The sequence below is a fragment of the Streptomyces sp. NPDC013457 genome (assembly GCF_043089925.1).
GTDB lineage: Bacteria > Actinomycetota > Actinomycetes > Streptomycetales > Streptomycetaceae > Streptomyces.
In genome coordinates this window covers 383,951-400,577 of sequence record NZ_JBICBL010000001.1, presented here as the reverse complement: position 1 = coordinate 400,577, position 16,627 = coordinate 383,951, and the positions used below count along the sequence as shown (strand labels likewise).

Annotated in this window: 14 protein-coding genes; 3 read left to right on the top strand and 11 right to left on the bottom strand. The window is 70.6% G+C overall.

The window, feature by feature from the left end; genetic code table 11:
• Positions 1 to 98: 98 nt before the first annotated feature.
• Both ACF1G2_RS01725 and ACF1G2_RS01720 read right to left on the bottom strand, forming a co-directional pair.
• A complete protein-coding gene (locus ACF1G2_RS01725) occupies positions 99 to 1,352 on the bottom strand; it encodes a serine hydrolase domain-containing protein (RefSeq protein WP_391796304.1) in 1,254 nt (417 codons plus the stop codon).
• A 222-nt stretch (positions 1,353 to 1,574) separates the two neighbouring features.
• Positions 1,575 to 2,378, bottom strand: a complete 804-nt coding sequence (locus ACF1G2_RS01720; RefSeq protein WP_391796303.1) for an endonuclease I family protein — start codon at positions 2,376 to 2,378, stop codon at positions 1,575 to 1,577.
• Positions 2,379 to 2,668: 290 nt separating this feature from the next.
• On the opposite strand from ACF1G2_RS01720, the gene ACF1G2_RS01715 reads away from it, so the two are divergent.
• Positions 2,669 to 4,051: a flavin-containing monooxygenase gene (locus ACF1G2_RS01715; protein ID WP_391796302.1), complete on the top strand. Its 1,383-nt coding sequence runs from the start codon at positions 2,669 to 2,671 to the stop codon at positions 4,049 to 4,051.
• Positions 4,052 to 4,072: 21 nt separating this feature from the next.
• On the opposite strand, the gene ACF1G2_RS01710 is transcribed toward ACF1G2_RS01715, so the two are convergent.
• From ACF1G2_RS01710 to ACF1G2_RS01680, 7 genes are all read right to left on the bottom strand, one after another.
• Entirely contained in the window at positions 4,073 to 5,179 is a 1,107-nt protein-coding gene (locus tag ACF1G2_RS01710; RefSeq protein ID WP_391796301.1) for a tryptophan dimethylallyltransferase family protein, read from the bottom strand.
• A gap of 269 nt (positions 5,180 to 5,448) precedes the next feature.
• Positions 5,449 to 6,792 carry a cytochrome P450 gene (locus ACF1G2_RS01705; protein ID WP_391796300.1) on the bottom strand — a complete coding sequence of 448 codons (1,344 nt, stop codon included), beginning with the start codon at positions 6,790 to 6,792 and terminating at the stop codon, positions 5,449 to 5,451.
• A gap of 15 nt (positions 6,793 to 6,807) precedes the next feature.
• Positions 6,808 to 7,401 carry an ATP/GTP-binding protein gene (locus tag ACF1G2_RS01700; RefSeq protein ID WP_391796299.1) on the bottom strand — a complete coding sequence of 198 codons (594 nt, stop codon included), beginning with the start codon at positions 7,399 to 7,401 and terminating at the stop codon, positions 6,808 to 6,810.
• Positions 7,376 to 7,756 carry a DUF742 domain-containing protein gene (locus ACF1G2_RS01695; protein ID WP_391796298.1) on the bottom strand — a complete coding sequence of 127 codons (381 nt, stop codon included), beginning with the start codon at positions 7,754 to 7,756 and terminating at the stop codon, positions 7,376 to 7,378. Before ACF1G2_RS01695 ends, ACF1G2_RS01700 begins: the two co-directional genes overlap by 26 nt.
• Positions 7,753 to 8,154, bottom strand: coding sequence for a roadblock/LC7 domain-containing protein (locus ACF1G2_RS01690; RefSeq protein WP_352188906.1), 402 nt, complete (start codon positions 8,152 to 8,154; stop codon positions 7,753 to 7,755). The genes ACF1G2_RS01695 and ACF1G2_RS01690 overlap by 4 nt, the downstream gene beginning before the upstream one ends.
• Complete coding sequence (locus tag ACF1G2_RS01685) at positions 8,151 to 9,320, bottom strand: ATP-binding protein (protein ID WP_391796297.1); 1,170 nt, start codon at positions 9,318 to 9,320, stop codon at positions 8,151 to 8,153. The genes ACF1G2_RS01690 and ACF1G2_RS01685 overlap by 4 nt, the downstream gene beginning before the upstream one ends.
• 282 nt (positions 9,321 to 9,602) lie before the next feature.
• Complete coding sequence (locus tag ACF1G2_RS01680; RefSeq protein WP_391796296.1) at positions 9,603 to 10,583, bottom strand: LuxR family transcriptional regulator; 981 nt, start codon at positions 10,581 to 10,583, stop codon at positions 9,603 to 9,605.
• A gap of 152 nt (positions 10,584 to 10,735) precedes the next feature.
• Here ACF1G2_RS01680 and ACF1G2_RS01675 point away from each other — a divergent pair, with 152 nt between their 5' ends.
• Together ACF1G2_RS01675 and recQ are read left to right on the top strand one after the other, a co-directional pair.
• A complete protein-coding gene (locus tag ACF1G2_RS01675; RefSeq protein WP_391796295.1) occupies positions 10,736 to 12,148 on the top strand; it encodes an aminopeptidase P family protein in 1,413 nt (470 codons plus the stop codon).
• A gap of 89 nt (positions 12,149 to 12,237) precedes the next feature.
• Positions 12,238 to 14,283: a DNA helicase RecQ gene (gene recQ / locus ACF1G2_RS01670; protein ID WP_391796294.1), complete on the top strand. Its 2,046-nt coding sequence runs from the start codon at positions 12,238 to 12,240 to the stop codon at positions 14,281 to 14,283.
• Between the two features lie 38 nt (positions 14,284 to 14,321).
• On the opposite strand, the gene ACF1G2_RS01665 is transcribed toward recQ, so the two are convergent.
• Both ACF1G2_RS01665 and ACF1G2_RS01660 read right to left on the bottom strand, forming a co-directional pair.
• Positions 14,322 to 15,431, bottom strand: a complete 1,110-nt coding sequence (locus tag ACF1G2_RS01665; protein WP_391796293.1) for a winged helix DNA-binding protein — start codon at positions 15,429 to 15,431, stop codon at positions 14,322 to 14,324.
• A gap of 120 nt (positions 15,432 to 15,551) precedes the next feature.
• Complete coding sequence (locus ACF1G2_RS01660) at positions 15,552 to 16,499, bottom strand: methionyl-tRNA formyltransferase (RefSeq protein ID WP_391796292.1); 948 nt, start codon at positions 16,497 to 16,499, stop codon at positions 15,552 to 15,554.
• Between the last annotated feature and the right edge of the window lie 128 nt (positions 16,500 to 16,627).

Sequence of the window (16,627 nt, the reverse complement as noted above, 5' to 3'; positions counted from 1 at the left end):
CTGCCTGACAGCCGTCACGCGCCGACTCCTGATCGTCGGAGAAAGCGCGTGAAGGTGTGGTGTCCCAGCGGATCGTGGTCCGGGCCGGGGCCACGGTCTCAGCTGAGCGTCAGCGGCGTACCCGGCGCGAGTTCGGCCGCGATGCGCTCGGCTACGACCTCGGCCGTGTTGCCGGCGGGCGTGTCCGCGGTCTTGGTCGTGGAGACGGCGATGGCGAGACGCTCCGAGGGCAGGTACGCCTGGATCGCGGCGTAGCCGGAGAACGACGGGTTCTGGACCAGCCAGGTGTTGGCCACGATGACCCCGAGCCCGAAGTGCCAGCCCTCGGTCTGCGGCAGACAGATCGTCTCGGGACAGGTGGCGGTCCCGCCGCCCAGGCCGACCGTGCCCGGATTGACGAAGGTGCGGTACGAGCGGGGCGAGAGCAGCTCGCCGGCGCCGATGGCGCGCGCGGAACGGGCCAGATCGCAGATGTCGGTGGTGATGACCGCCCCGGGCGCCGTGGTCCACGAGGGGTTCCAGAAGGTGGACTCCTCGTAGAGACCGCGGTCGGAGGTGAAGGCGTGCAGGACGGGCTCGGGGATGTCCGGGGTGAAGTTGTTCTGCGTGTTGCGCAGCCCGAGGGGGCGCCAGATCCGCTCCTCCAGGAGCCTGTCGATCCGGGTGCCGGTGATCTTCTCCAGGGCGATGCTCAGGAGCAGGTAGTTGGCGTGGGAGTAGCTCCAACTGGTGCCCGGCTCGTACCAGAACGAGTGGCCGAAGGGGTACGCGAGCAGCTCCTGCGGGGTCCACTGGCGGAACGGATGCGGCCCCAGCTCGGCGCCGAAGGCCGGGTCGGTGACGTAGTCGTGGAGGCCGCTGGTGTTGGTGGCCAGCATCCGCAGGGTGATCCGGTCCGCCTTCGGTACGAAGGGCAGCCAGCGCTCCACGGTGTCGTCCAGACGGACCTTCCGCTCCTCCACCAGCTGGAGGAGGGCGGTGCCGATGTGGGCGAAGGCCACGGAGCCGGCGCGGAAGTGCATGTCCGGCCGGGCCGGGACGCCGGTCATGGACTCGCCGAGCGCGTCGGTGACGACCTCGCGTCCGCCGACGGTGACCCGCAGCTCCACGGAGTTCAGCCTGAGGTCGTCCTTGGCCCTGCGGGCGATGTCCAGGACCTCACGGCCCGGCCCGTCGAGGGGGCGTGCGGTCCTCACGCAGTCCCGCCCGCCGGAGCCGCCCGGCCCTTCGGCGAACGCGGGTGCGACAGCGGCGGTCTGGACCGTGACGGCGAGGAGAGCTGCACAGAGCAGGGCCGCCCGGCGGGCACGCGCCCGGACGGGCGTGCGTGTGGGGGAGGGGGTGCGTGTCATGAACCGCACTATGGAGGGAGCCCGGCGGGAAGGCGGCCGAACACTCCGGGGACGGTCCGAGACCCGCCCATGTGGGGCAGGGACACGGCGACGGCGTACGCCCCGGAGTACCGCCCCGGCGCGCACCCGGTTGGTGTCCTGGAGCACGGCCCCGGTCACCCCGTTGGTCCCGGGGCCCGGGCTCCCCGCCCGTGGGCGCGGAGCCCGGCCGACCGCGCGGGTCTACCAGATCGCCTCGACCCATTCCGGGTGGTCGATGAACGGATTGCGATTGCCCTGGTAGGTGCCGAAGATGATGTCGTTGCGGCGCTCCTCGAAGGCGCTCGGCGGGTCCTGCTCGTTCCACTGCTTCAGGACCGAGAGCCGGCCGTGCCAGGGCACGCTGCCGTTGGACGTCGACTCGTTCGGCTCCAGGTCCGCCCAGGCGTCGTCGCCCTCGTAGCGGACGGCCATGTAGAGGATCATGCGGGCCACGTCGCCCTTGTCCGCGTTGCGCGGCTCGAAGGAGTTGGAGTCCGTGTAGCTGCCGGGCGCGCCGCTGACCGCGCTGCCGCCGTTGTCGAAGTCCTTGTTGCCGCGGATGCTGTTGACCTGGACGTCCGCCGCGCGCAGGTGGTGGAGGTCGGTGCCGGGGCCGGCCGAGGTGCCGAAGCTGCCGTGGGACTGGGCCCAGACGTGCTCGCGGTTCCAGTCGCCCACGTCGCCGCCGTTGAGGCTCTTGCTGCGCGAGGTGCCGCTGTACAGCAGGATCACGTTGGCGCTGTTGTTCGGGTCCTGGTCCGTGACCTTGAGCGCGTTCCAGACCGCGTCGTACGAGATCCGGCTCTGGCTGCCGATGATCGTGTGCAGCGAGGACTTCAGGCTCGTACCGGTCTTGCCGATCGCGTTCTTGTAGTACGTGCTGTCGTACGCCGTGGTCGTGGCGCTCGCCGGGGTCGCGGCGACCGCCGGGAGGGTGAGACCGATGAGGACCGCGGATATGGTCGCGGCCACAGCCTTCCATCTGCCGTTGGGCACAAAGGACATGGGGGGACCTTTCGGGGGGATGGGGACACGCATGGCGTGGGGCTTCGGCTCAACAGCGGTGTGATCTACGCGTGTTGAATTTCCGCCAGCGGGAGCGTGCCACGGGGCGGTGGCCGAATGTGTAACCCGGAGAAGGCTTTTCCGTGACGTTCTCGCATACGGCGGCCCCCGGCTGCCCGGCACCTCCGAAGATCACTTCCGAACGGTGATCGGTATCGTGAGGACTCCGGGCTCCCGCACGGGGAGACAGTGGTGCGAACCGCCCCCGGCGCGAGGACGGATGGTGTGCTGTGAAGCGATCCAAGGGCGGATCACGGGCGGTCGGCGGTTCCTGTGCCGCGACCGTGTGTGTCATCGGTGCGGGCCTGTCGGGACTGGCGACCGCACACGCGCTCTCGCTCAAGGGCATCGACTTCGTCTGTCTGGAGAAGGCGCCCGAGGTAGGCGGGATCTGGCGTCAGCCGGGGGCGGGTGAGCGGGGACCCGGCTACCGATCTCTGCACCTGAATACCGCCAAGCAGCTGACCGGATACAGCGACTTCCCAATGCCGGCCGACCTGCCGCTCTACCCGGGGCACACCGAGGTCGCCGCCTATCTGCGGGCGTTCGCCGAGTGGGCCAGGCTGCTGCCGCATGTGGAGACGCGGACCGAAGTGCTCTCCGTACGACAGGATGGTGGAGGGGACGACGGGGGAGATGACGAGGTAGACGGTGGTGCCGGCTCCTGGACCGTCACCAGCCGGGACGCGCGGGGCAAGGTGAGCGAACGGCGCTTCACGCACGTGGTCGTCGCCTCCGGCCACAACACGGTGGCGGCGGCGCCGAACCCGCTGCCGCCGGGCTCCGATTCCTTCACCGGCAGGATGCTGCACTCCCTCGACTTCCATGACGGCGCCGACTTCTCCGGGCAGCGCGTCGTCGTCGTGGGAATGGGGGCGTCGGGCGTGGACATCGCGTCGGACCTGTCCCGCCATGCCGAGCGGACCGTGCTCTCCGTCCGCCGTGGGCTGCACGTCGTCCCCAAGCAGCTCTTCGGTATGTCCGTCGACCTCATCGCCGACGCGCCGTGGTGGCAGGACATGTCCTTCACCGAGCAGCGGAGCTTCGTCGAGCAGGCGCTGCTCGTGGCACGCGGGAACCTCTCGGACTACGGTCTCCCCGAGCCCGACCACGCGATCTTCGCCTCCGCCGTGACCATCTCCGACGAGATACTCAGCCGGATCCGGCACGGCGGCGTGATCCCCAGGCCCGCGATCGGCTCCGTCGACGGCGGGCGGGTCACCTTCACCGACGGAAGCGTGGAGGAGGCCGACGCGATCGTCCACTGCACCGGATTCCGGATGGACTTTCCCTTCCTGCCCGCCGGTTGTCCCACCTCCGAGGAGCACGGGGCGGTCCGGCTGTACCGGCGGGTGGTCGCACCCGAGCGGACCGGCCTGTACTTCGTCGGACTCATCCGCCCTGTCGGCTCGATCACACGTCTCGTGGAGGCGCAGGCGCGATGGGTGGCGGGGATCGTCGACGGCGACGCCACGCTGCCGTCCGCGGATCTCATGTGTGAGGAGATCGACGGCTACCTGAAGGACATCGAGGCGCGCTACGGGCGGACTGAGGGCGGAGCCTCCGTCCAGGTGGACGTCGGCCCCTACCTGCGCGAGCTGCAGGAGGTGTGACGTCCGTCCGCCGGCGCGCGGTCAGTGGACGGCTTGCACCGCGCGCGGAAGGGGTGCGTCGACCGGCGGCCTGACGCGGTACGCCTCCGAGGAGATGTAGGCCGTCACCCGGGTCGGCTTCCCCCGCTGATGGGCCAGGGCCAGATAGGCGATCAGCCCCACGCCGTCCTCGGGCCGCCGCCCGGTGACGGCGCGCAGAGCCCGGACGAGCGGCGCGGGGTCCATGCCCTGGCGTCGCAGCAGGGTCACCGCCCGGTCGAGGGCCTCCCCGTCGTGCCGGGCGTAGTCGCGGACGGGGATGTGCAGGGTGAACCCGCTGGGCCGGTCCGCCCCGGTCTCCGTGAAGGAGTGGCAGGTCAGTCCCGGCCGCCGGTCCAGCGGCACGTCGAGGGTGTCCGGTCCGCCGAGCCCGTCCAGGGCGGCGAGCCCGTCGGCATCCATGCCTGCATCCGGGCCCATGGCGGTGTCGAGCCCCACCGCCGTGCGGAAGAAGCGCGAGACGGCCCCGCGTCCCGGGCCGCCGGCCATCCGGGACAGGCCAGCCGCCTCGCGGGCCGACAGATCGTCGTGCACGAGGTAGACCTTCGCGCGGGGTTCGTTCCAGTCACCCAGGTCGAGGGCGAGGAACAGATGACGGTCGCTCGGGGGGAGCGCCGGGAACGCCTGGTCGTGGCCGAGCCGCCGCAGCGCCTCCCGTACCGTCTCGGCGGAACGTTCCTGCCCGGAGGCCGCCGGGTTCAGATAGACCTTCACCTTGGGTACGCCGCCGGGGAGCAGCTCCAGCGCGCACCAGAGGGCCAACGGCCCCTCGGGGTCCGGAGGGAAGAAGAGGTCCTCCAGCTCGTCGAGCCGCGCGGTGTCGAAGCCCCAGCGCCGCCCCATCGCGCGCACGGCCTGGAGGCCGACGCGCCCGTTCTCCGCCAGATCCGCCGCCTCGCACCCCGGCTCCAGGAGGACCCGCAGGGTCGGCCCCGAGCAGGCGGTGAAGGTGAGCGAGAACTCCACCGGCGTGTGGTCGTCGGAGAGGAAGGAGTCGTAGGGCGGCGGCAGGTCGAGGGGGCGCTCGGCGGCCGGGCCCAGGATCGTGAGGAGCGTCCGAGCGTACTCCGCGGAGTCGGAACCGCTCAACCCTGCGGCTTCACAGAGCCGCAGGGCCTGTCTCGCGGTATGCCCCCCGAGCGTCTCCCGCCGTGGGGGCGGCCAAGAAGATACCCGCCCGGCGGGGCGGGTATCGGGGGTGCCGAACTCGGCGAGATGGAGCAGGACATCCGGGTCGGTGGATATCTGTTCCACGACACCTCCTCAGCCTCATGAGCACGCTTGAACAACGCGGTGCTCACTACCCCCTACGGTCGGCGTTCATGCTGTGCCGGGCGCTCCGGCGGGAGTTGCCTTCATCACTTCGCCAGCCAGGTGAGGAACTGGCTCCACATTCCGCCGCGCTTGCGGCCACCCGGCTCGGCCGCGGCGTCCGCCGCGGGCCGTGCCTGGGGCACCTCGGCGGTCCGGCCTGCGGGCTCGGTTGGCGTGAACCGGACGGGCAGCGCGGTGAGACCCCGGTTGAACGGGCCCGGGCGCCAGACGAGACTCTCCTCCGGCACGGCCAAATCGACATCGGGGAGCTGATTGAGCAGCTTCTCGATGGCCGTGACGGTGATCTGCCGCGCGGGCTCCTTCGACGGGCAGGCGTGCGGGCCCGCGCTCCACGCCAGATGGGACCGGTTGCTGCCGGACGCGCGCGCGGCGGTCAGGTTCGGCCCGGTGTTGGCGGCCGCGAAACTGACCAGCATGAGGTCGCCCGCCTGGACCTTCGTCCCGGCGAACTCCATGTCGGTGGCCGGGTAGTGAGGAGCGTAGTTGGGCATCGGCGGGTTGTCCCACAGAGTGTCGTCGAGTGCCTCGTCGATCAGGCCCCCGCCGTCGGCGTACCGGTCGTGGGTGAGCAGCCGGTGCATCGTGTTGCCGATCAGATTGCCCAGGGGATCGGTTCCCGCGCCCAGGAGCAGGGCGACCTGATGCATCATCTCCTCGTCCGTCAGCCGCGCCTGATGCTGCATCAGCCAGGTGGTGACGTCCTCACCCGGCTTGGCCCGCTTCAGCGCCACCAGTTCACCGACAGCGCCGAACAGCACCTCCACGGCCCGCTCGGCGTTGACGCCGTCGAACATGCCGGTGATACCGAACAGCACACGGTCGCCGATGTCCGCCGGGCAGCCGAAGAGTTCGTTGAACACGAAGAGCGGCAGCTGTCGCGCGTAGTCGCCGAGCAGGTCAGCGGAGCCCCGTGCGGCGAACCGCGAGACGAGGTACGCGGAGACCTGCTCCGTGGTCCGGCTGAGCTTGCGCGCGTCGATCCGGGCCATGCTGTCGGTGACCGCCTGGCGCAGCCGCAGGTGCTCGGCGCCGTCGCTGAACATGCAGTTGGGCCGGTACGCGAGCACGGGCACGACCGGGTTGTCCGGGCCGATGAGCCCCTCGTTGAGGTGCCGCCAGCGGCGCGCGTCCTTGCGGAAGGAGCCCGAGTCCTGGAGCAGTTGCAGCGCGGTCGCGTAGTCCGTGACGAGGGTGGCCTCCACCCCGGGAGCGAGCTCCACGGGCGCGGTCGGACCGAAGTGGCGCAGGTAGGCGTAGTACGCCTGCGGATCGGCCTGGAACTCCGGCCCGTACAGCGGTACCCGGCCGCCGTCGGCGTGCGCGGGGCACCCGGGCGGGGGTACGGGTGCGGTGGAACGAGCGTCCATGATTTCTCTCTGCTTCTAGTGAGCGCGGTCCAGCAAATAGCGGACGAGGGTGATCAGCGCGTCGGCGGACGACTTCTCGTCGCGCGCGTCGCAGGTGACGACCGGGGTGTCGTCGAGCAGGTCCAACGCCTCGCGCAGCGCCCGCTCCTCGCGGTCCTGCGTGCCGTCGAAGTGGTTGACGGCGATGGCGTAGTCGAGGCCGTACTGCTCGATCAGATCGATGACGGCGAAGGAGTCGGCGAGCCGCTCGGGGTCGACGAGCACCAGGGCCCCGAGCGCGCCGCGGGCCATGTCCTCCCACATCTGCACGAAGCGCTGCTGACCGGGCGTCCCGAACAGGTACAGCACCACGCGTTCGCTGATGGTCAGCCGTCCGAAGTCCATGGCCACCGTGGTGGTGGTCTTGCTCCGGACCCCCTTGAGGTCGTCGTACGACTCCCCGGCGCGGGTCATCGTCTCCTCGGTGGTCAGCGGAGGGATCTCCGAGATCGCACCGATGAAGGTGGTCTTGCCCACGGCGAAGTGACCGACGACGAGGATCTTCACGGCGGTCTGTGTCGCTCCGCCGCGCACATAGGCCTGCTCATCCAAACTTGGCGCGGAGCCCATTCAGGACCTCCTCGAGAATGTCTCGGTCCGCGAGCGCGGCACGCTGCACGGGTGGGCGGGTGATGAGGTAGCCGCCCTCGTCGAGGGCGGAGAGCAGGATCCTCACCACCCCGATGGGCAGCCGCGTGTGGCCCGCGACCTCGGCGACCGAGAGGTAGCCGGCGGTGCACAGGTCCAGCAGGCTCTGCTCCTCGGGAGAGAGCCGCGTCGGGCGCCGCTGCTGCCCCTCCTCGGCCGCGGTGACCAGGGTGACCAGCGACAGCTGTGCCTCGTCCGGCAGGCCGCGGCCCTTGGTGATGACGTACGGGCGGACTAACTCCGCCGCCTCGGGGCCCAGTTCGTCGAAGCCGCTCATGAGCGGACGCCGAGGTTCTCGCGCGGCGGTGTCGTCAGCGCCTTGCCCAGCTGACCGACGAGCTGCTGCATCCGGAACGTGATGTCCTGCATGTCGACGTCCGGCGAGGCGGAGACGCCGAGGTACGCGCCCTCTCCGGCGGAGATCAGGAAGACCCAGCCGCCGTCGAACTCGACCAGCGTCTGGCGCCACTGCAGGCGCCCCTCCTGGACGAAGAACCCGAGAGAGCGGCTGAGCGACTGCATGCCGCTCATCGCGGCGGCGACCGTGTCCGCGTTGTCCTTCCCGAAGTCCCTCGTCCGGGCCATCAGCAGACCGTCGGCGGAGACCAGGACGGCGTGCAGCGCCCCCGGTATCTCCAAAGCACTGTCAAGCATCCATGACAGATCGTCGTTCACGAGATCTCAGGCCCTTCGCTGCTCGCATCACGTGTGCTGATCGTCTGGTCCGCCGCGTCCGGGCGCGTGGCCCGACCGGACTGGGTGCCCCGCTGGAAGGCGCCCATGATCGCGGCGGTCTCCGCGCCGGATCGCGTGGCGGCGGGTGCGGGCGCCTGGGTGCCGCTCACGATGGCCATCGGCCGCTTGCGACGGCGCCGCGGCAGACCGTCGTCGGTGGTGGACGCGGTGACCGCGGGCGTCGGACCGCCCGGGTCGGTCACGGCGACGGCCGGGACGGACGGCGCCGGGGCCTTCTTCTCGGGCATGCCGGTGAGCATCTCGTGCGGCAGGAGGAGGACGGCACGGACGCCTCCGTAGGGGGAGCTGGAGTCCACGGACACCTCGAATCCGAAGCGTTCACAGAGCACGCCGATGACGGCGAAGCCGAACTGCGGCGGGCTGCCGAGGCCGGAGACGCCGGAGACGCGCTCGCTCGTCAGGAGTTTCGCGGCACGGGCCCGTTCCTCGTCGTTCATACCGACACCGGCGTCGTCGACGACGATGCAGATGCCCTTGGGCACGGTACGGATATTGATCTCGACGACGGTGTCGGGGCTCGAATAGCTGGTGGCGTTGTCGAGCAGCTCGGCGAGAGCGAGTGCCACCGGTTCGACGGCCCGGCTGGTGATTCCGAAGTCGACCTGCGACAGGATCTCGACCCGGCGGTAGTGCCGGATCCTTCCCTGGGCGCTGCGGACCACGTCGTACACCGACGCGACGTCACGCTGCCGTCCCAGCCACCCGTCGCAGAGGACGGCGATGGACTGGGCGCGCCGGCCGAACTGGGAGTTGGTGTGGTCGATCTCCAGGAGGTCGTGGAGAATGACGGAATCGCCGTACTTGTTCTGCAGACCCGAGATGACCAACTGCTGCTCGGCGGCGAGGCCCTGGAGCGTCCGCATGGCGGACTTGAGGACCGTCTTCGTCGAGTCCTGGGCCCGCTCCTTCTCGTCCTCGACGGACTTCGAGTAACTGTTCTCCAACTCGGCGTAGTGGGCCTTGAGCTCTGTGGTCTCCTGTCGTAAAGTCCGTATCGCTTTGCGCTGGCGAACGATTACGGCCACAGCGCCGAGCACGGCGATCAGGAGGACCCAGAGTGCTGGGTTCTGTGCGTAAGACGTCATAAGGCTCTCTTCAGGCGACTGACGGTCAGTTGCTGAATTCCGTCAATACGGGTGGACCGGCGGACCGTCCGTACCGGGGGTGCATGCCCGGATGGTCGCCGTGGTCGGAGATGTTCGTTTTGCATCCATCCACCGCTCCGCAAGCGTCGTGATCTTATCACCGGGCGCGAACAGGTGACCGATCGTCAATATGGGGACGACTGCGGCCCATTGCCCTCAATACCTGCCCGACCCCTCGTGTGAGATCGGCCGCTCACGACGACTCCGCACGCGGAACCCGGCTCACAGCCAACCGGAACGCTGCGCCTGCAAAGCCAACTGGAAGCGGTTCGCGGCTCCCAGACGGGCCATCAGGACCTCCAGCCGGCGGAACAGCGTGCGGCGGCTGACGCCCAGCTCCCGCGCGATGACGTCGTCCGTCGCACCGCCCGCGAGGAGCCACAGCAGGCGGCGGTCGCCGGGAGGCAGACCGCTCGGTCGGGTGGTGCGGCCGTGCAAGGGAAGGGCGTTCGTCCAGGACTGCTCGAACAGGGCCACGAGCGCGGAGAGCAGCCCGCTCGGCTGCACCACCAGCAGCGTGTTGACCACGTCCGCCTCTCTGATCGAGAGCGACACGAGCGCGTACGCGTCGTCGATGATCAGGAGCTTCACCGGCACCGAGGGCAGCACCCTGGCCTGTTCGCCGGCCTCGACGCACGGTTCGATGGCCTCCCTCAGCCGGCCGGGGTACTCCAGCGACTCCCGCGCGTACACGACCCGCTGCGTCACCCCGCGGGCGAGCGTGGCCAGCGCGTCCTCCGTCGCGCCGGAGTGCGGGAAGTACGGGGGCGACTCGAGCTGCCGGATCTGCTCGCGGGCGCTCGACCAGGCCCGGCGCATCCTCGGGCCCACGGCGTCCCCGGTGACGACCTCGACGAGGTGGTCGTCGTACGCGGCGGACCGCCGCCGGAACGACTCGAACGCGCCGCCGACGGCGATCCGCGACTCCTCCAGCTCGGCCGCCCGGTGCCGCGCGAGGATCTCCAGGCCCGCGGCCGGCGACACCGGAGCCACCACGTCCGCATCCCCCTCCGCGGCGCCGGCCAGCCCCGCGTCGGAGAGTTCGGCGTACGCCACGACCAGCTCCGCGCCGCTCAGGCCCACCGCTCCGCCGATCGCGCTCAGCGGAGCGGGCGCCTGTTCGAGCAGCGCCAGGTAGACCCGGCAGGCGGACTCGCCGACGCCCAGGATCCGGAGGGCCTCGCCGAGTTTCGCGTTCGTCATGGACGCATTATCGACCGTACCCACCCCCTCTTCATGGCCGATCCGTGCCAGTGGCACTCCTGGGCACCCGGCGCGCGCCTCCCGGACTACCGTCCGGGGCGCAGTCCAGGAACGCACCACCCACCGGTACCGACGGGAAGAAGGGGAACGCCGTGGCCAAGGGCCGAAAGAACGGTCTGTACGCAGGGATCTCCGAGGAGCTGTCCGCCCTCATGCGCACGGGGTGGGCCGACACGGAGCGGCACGATCTGACGCTCGACGAACAGGCTCCGTACGCCGCCCGCCGCCGCGCCGCGCTCTCCGCGCGGTTCCCCGGCGAGCGCCTCGTCATCCCCTCGGGGAATCTCAAGGTCCGCTCGAACGACGACCCCTATCCCTTCCGGCCGTACTCCGGCTATGTGCACATGACCGGGGACCAGGCACGGGACGGCGCGCTCGTCCTGGAACCCCGCGCGGACGGCGGCCACGACGCCTACTGCTACCAGCTGCCGCGGGACGGCAGGGACGACGACGAGTTCTGGACGGGCGCCACGGCGGAGCTGTGGATGGGCCGGCGCCGCTCCCTCGCCGAGGCCGAGCGCGTGCTCGGACTCGCCTGCCGCGACGTCCGCACCGCCGCCGACGACCTGGCCGCCTCCTCCGGCGTGCCCACCCGTATCGTCCGTGGCGTCGACCCGTCGCTGGAGGCCGCCGTCACCACCGACCAGGAGCGCGACGACGCGCTGGAGGAGGCGCTCAGCGATCTCCGGCTCGTCAAGGACGCGTGGGAGCTGGCGGAGATGCGCAAGGCCGTGGACTCCACCGTCCGCGGATTCACCGACGCCGTCGGGGAGCTCTCCCGGGCGGTCGCGTCCTCCGAGCGCTGGATCGAGGGCACCTTCTTCCGCCGGGCGCGCGTGGAGGGCAACTCCGTCGGCTACGGATCGATCTGCGCCGCGGGCGAGCACGCCACGATCATGCACTGGACGGACAACGACGGACCGGTGCGCCCGGGGGAGCTGCTCCTGTTCGACGCCGGCGTCGAGACCCGCACGCTCTACACCGCCGACGTCACGCGCACGCTCCCCATCAGCGGCACCTTCAGCCCGGTGCAGCGCCAGGTCTACGACGCCGTGTACGAGGCGCAGGAGGCGGGCATGGCCGCCGTCAAGCCGGGCGCCTCGTACCGCGACTTCCATGAGGCGTCCCAGCGCCACCTGGCGGCCCGGCTGGTCGAGTGGGGCTTCATCGAGGGCCCGGCCGAGCGCGCGTACGCACTCGGACTCCAGCGCCGCTTCACCATGGCCGGCACCGGTCACATGCTCGGCCTTGACGTGCACGACTGCGCGCACGCCAGGAACGAGGAGTACGTCGACGGAGTCCTGGAGCCCGGCATGGTGCTCACCGTGGAGCCCGGTCTCTACTTCCAGCCCGACGATCTCACCGTGCCCGAGGAGTGGCGCGGCATCGGGGTCCGCATCGAGGACGACCTGGTCGTCACCGAGGACGGCCACGAGAACCTGTCCGCGGGCCTGCCCAGGTCCGCCGACGACGTCGAGGCGTGGATGGCCCGGACCGCGGGCTGAACCGTGGCGGACGAGCCCCCGCCCGCCGGGTTCTCCACAGATCCGGCGGGCGGGCCGGGGGTGTCCGCGCCCGCCGTTAGGCTTGTCCAATGGCCCTTCCGGAAGCTTCCCCCGCGATCTCCGACCCTCTCCAGGTGCTTCACCGCGTCTTCGGATACAGCTCCTTCCGCGGTGAACAGCAGGAGATCGTCGAGCAGGTCGTCGGGGGCGGCGACGCCCTCGTCCTGATGCCCACCGGCGGCGGCAAGTCGCTCTGCTACCAGATCCCGGCGCTGGTCAGAGAGGGCACGGGCATCGTGATCTCGCCCCTCATCGCGCTGATGCAGGACCAGGTGGACGCGCTCAACGCCCTGGGGGTGCGGGCCGGATTCCTGAACTCCACCCAGGATCCGTACGAGCGGCAGACGGTCGAGCAGGCCTTCCTCGCCGGTGAGCTCGACCTGCTCTACCTGGCCCCCGAGCGGCTGCGCACCGAAGCGACGCAGCGGCTGCTCGACCGGGGCACGGTGTCGCTCTTCGCGATCGACGAGGCGCACTGCGTCGCGCAGTGGGGACACGACTTCCGGCCCGACTACCTCGCGCTGTCGATGCTGCACGAGCGATGGCCCAAGGTCCCCCGGATCGCGCTGACCGCGACGGCCACCGAGGCCACCCACGCGGAGATCGCGACGCGCCTCGGTCTGCAGGACGCCCGGCACTTCGTCGCGAGCTTCGACCGGCCCAACATCCAGTACCGCATCGTTCCCAAGAACAGCGCCCAGAAGCAGGTCCTGGAGCTGATCCGCACCGAGCACGAGGGGGACGCCGGAGTCGTCTACTGCCTCTCCCGCGCCTCGGTCGAGAAGACCGCGGCCTTCCTGGTCGAGCAGGGGATCGACGCCCTGCCCTACCACGCCGGCATGGACGCCCGGGCGCGTGCGGCGAACCAGGCCCGCTTCCTCAGGGAGGACGGGGTCGTGATGGTGGCGACGATCGCCTTCGGCATGGGCATCGACAAGCCGGACGTCCGCTTCGTCGCCCACCTCGACCTGCCGAAGTCGGTCGAGGGCTACTACCAGGAGACCGGCCGGGCCGGACGAGACGGGGAGCCGGCCACGGCATGGCTCGCGTACGGGCTGCAGGACGTGGTCCAGCAGCGCAAGATGATCGACGGCTCCGAGGGCGACGAGACGCACCGCCGCTCGCTGGCCGCGCATCTGGACGCCATGCTCGCCCTGTGCGAGACGGTCGAGTGCCGCCGGGTGCGGCTGCTGGCGTACTTCGGACAGTCGGGCGAACCCTGCGGCAACTGCGACACCTGTCTGACCCCGGCCGAGTCCTGGGACGGCACGGTCGCGGCGCAGAAGCTGCTGTCCACGGTCTGGCGGCTGGCGAAGGAGCGGCGCCAGAAGTTCGGCGCCGGCCAGATCATCGACATCCTCCAGGGCAAGAAGACCGCCAAGGTCATCCAGTTCGACCACGACGCGCTGTCGGTGTTCGGCGTGGGCGCCGACCTGGGCACCGCGGAGTGGCGCGGAGTCGTGCGCCAGCTCCTCGCCCAGCGGCTGCTCGCGGTCGAGGGCGACTACGGAACTCTGGTCCTGACGGACGCCAGCGGCGAGGTGCTGGGCGGACGCCGTCCCGTACCGATGCGCAAGGAGAAGGCCCCCGCCGCCGCGGCCCGGACCGGTTCGGGCTCGCGCTCCGGCAAGGGTGCCCGCGTACCCGTCGACCTGCCGTCCGAGGCGGTCCCGGTCTTCGAGGCCCTGCGCGCCTGGCGGGCCGCGACGGCCAAGGAGCAGGGCGTCCCGGCGTACGTCGTCTTCCACGACGCCACCCTGCGCGAGATCGCGACCCGGTTCCCGGCGACGGCCGCGGAGCTGGGCACCGTCGGCGGCGTCGGGGAGGCGAAGCTCGCCAAGTACGCCCAGGGCGTCCTGGACACCCTGGGCGAGTGCCGCGCTCCCGGAGAGCCCCCGGCCGCCGCGCCGTCGTCCGCGCCCCCGGCGCCGTCCGGGTCCGCTCCGTCCGTGTCCGCTCCGTCCGGGTCCGCCCGGCGGGGCCCGGAGCCGGAGCCGGACCTGTTCGACGACGAGCCGCCCGCCGACCCGGACGAGGAGATGGCTCCACCGCCCTGGGACGACGACTGGCGGTAGCGGGGCCGGGCGCGGCGGGGGCCGGGTGGCCCGCCCCGTCAGGGCTGGTGGGCGAGCAGCTCCCCCTCGGAGGGGAAGTACTCCTCCGCCGACATCTCCCGGCCGGCTTCGGTGCGTAAGCGGCGCAGCACGAGCCCGTGTTCGCCGCTCGTGGGGGCATCGGCTCCCGTGACGATCACCACGCCCTCGTCCTCGTGGTGGAGCACGAGGCCGGGGGCGCCGGAGTAGGTCCGCTCGGAGACCGTCGCCGCGAGGAGTTCCAGACGCCGGCCCTGGTGGTGGGTGTAGGCGGTCGGAAAGCGGTCGCGCCGGGCCTCGACGAGCCGGGCGATCCGCTCGGCCGGGTGCGTCCAGTCGATCCGGCCGTCCTCGACGGAGTCCGTACGCGTCCGGGAGTCGTACCGCGTGGGCTCGTGGACGACGCTCGCCGGTGCCGGTTCGAGGTGACGGTGGACACGGCGGAGGAGAGAGGCGAGCTGGTCGCGTTCCTCCGCGTTCAGCGGGGCCAGGATGTCGTCGTCGGTCGAGGCGATGTCCGCGTTGAGCAGATCGAGGAACGAGCGGCCCTCGGGCGTCAGCCGTACGACGACGCGGCGCCGGTCGGCAGGGTCCCGGCCGCAGTCGACATGGCCCGTTCTGACCAGATCGTTGACGATCTTCACCAGGTCGCTGGCGTTCATGTCGAGGCGGGACGCGAGGACGGTCTTCATCTGGGGGCCCAGGTCGGCCACCATCGCCATCACGGTCAGATGCCACAGGCGCAGTCCGTGGGCGGTCAGCCGGTCCGTGAGTCTGCGGCGCGCGGCCTTGCCGATGGCGTACATCAGGTAGGCGTTGAGGTTCAGCACGCTCGGTGGTGTCGTACTGAGCGAGGGCGGGCCGGAGGCGACGGGGGTGCGGGGCTCGTCGTCACCGGATGTCCCGGCACCGTCGGCCCTTCCCCTCGTGTCGTTGCCGGGACTCATGGCGGGTGCCGAGGCGTGGGCCGCGGCGGTGATGTCGACGTCGAGGGTGCCGATCGTCAGGTCGGCGTCGGCGAGGGAGCTGAAGACCTGAGCCCAGTCGGTCGGCATGTTCGATATGCCGACGACGGCGAACCGTGTGCCGTTCGCATCGTGCGCGGTGCCGGAGGTAACCCGTGGTTGCATCGATGTACCTGTTCGCAGTTCAAGTTAGGTGACCCTAACCTACTCGTTCCGGAAGGGGAGCCGGCGCCCCCAGGACCGTCTGGGGGCGCCGGAGTTCAGCGGGACGCGGGGCGGAGGCCGTCAGGGGCGGCCGGTGAGGTAGCCGCCCATCGAGGTGAAGTGGTCGGTGGCGGACAGCTCCCGGCCGTCCTCGGTCCGTACACGTGTGATCGCCAGGCCGTGGTTGCGGCCGGTGCGGGCGTCGGCGCCGGCGACGATCACCACGCCCTCGCCCTCACGGTAGAAGATGCGCCCCGGAGTGCCGCCGTAGCGGCCCTCGGACACCACGGCGGAGAGGACTTCGAGCCGCCGGCCCTTGTGGAAGGTGAACGCGGCCGGGTAGGGCGCCGACTGGGCGCGGACCAGACGCTCCAGGGCATCGGCGGGCCAGTCCCAGTTGATCCGGACGTCCTCCTCGGACCGCTTGTGGAAGAAGCTGGCCTGGGAGCGGTCCTGCTTGGTGAACTCCGTCTGCCCGGAGGCGATCAGGTCCAGGGCGCCGACCGTGACCGGGGCGATGAGGTCGACCGTCTTGTGGAACAGGTCGGTCGCCGTGTCCGTGGGCTCCACGGTCACCGCGCGCTGGTCCACGATGTCGCCGGCGTCGAGTACCTCGTCCATCATGTGGGCCGTGACGCCGACTTCGCGCTCGCCGTTGATGAGGGCCCAGATCAGCGGCGAGAAGCCCGCGTACTTGGGCAGCAGCGAGTCGTGGACGTTGAGCGTGCCGTGGCGGGGGAGGGTGTAGATCCGCGGCGGGATCCAGGTGCGCCAGTTGTTGGCCACGATGATGTCCGGGTCGGCCTCCTTGAGCCGCTGGAACAGCTCCTCGTCGTCAGGCCTGTTGCGGATGACGACGGGGACGCCGTGCTCCTCGGCGAGGTCGGCGACGGAGTCGCTCCAGATCTTCTCGTAGGCGTGCTCGCTCTTGGGGTGCGTCACGACCATCACCACGTCGTGTTCGGAGTCCAGGAGAGCTTGCAGGGTTCGATGCCCCCAGGTCTGGTAACCGAACATGACGACCCGCATGGAGTTCCTCCTCGGAAGAGCGAATGACCGCCGCCAAGTAAAGCAAGGCTTACCTAAGGATGCAACGGCCCCTGTTTTCAAGCGTGTTCAGTGCCGCTTTCTCGCGCGTGACCGATTCGTCCGGTCGA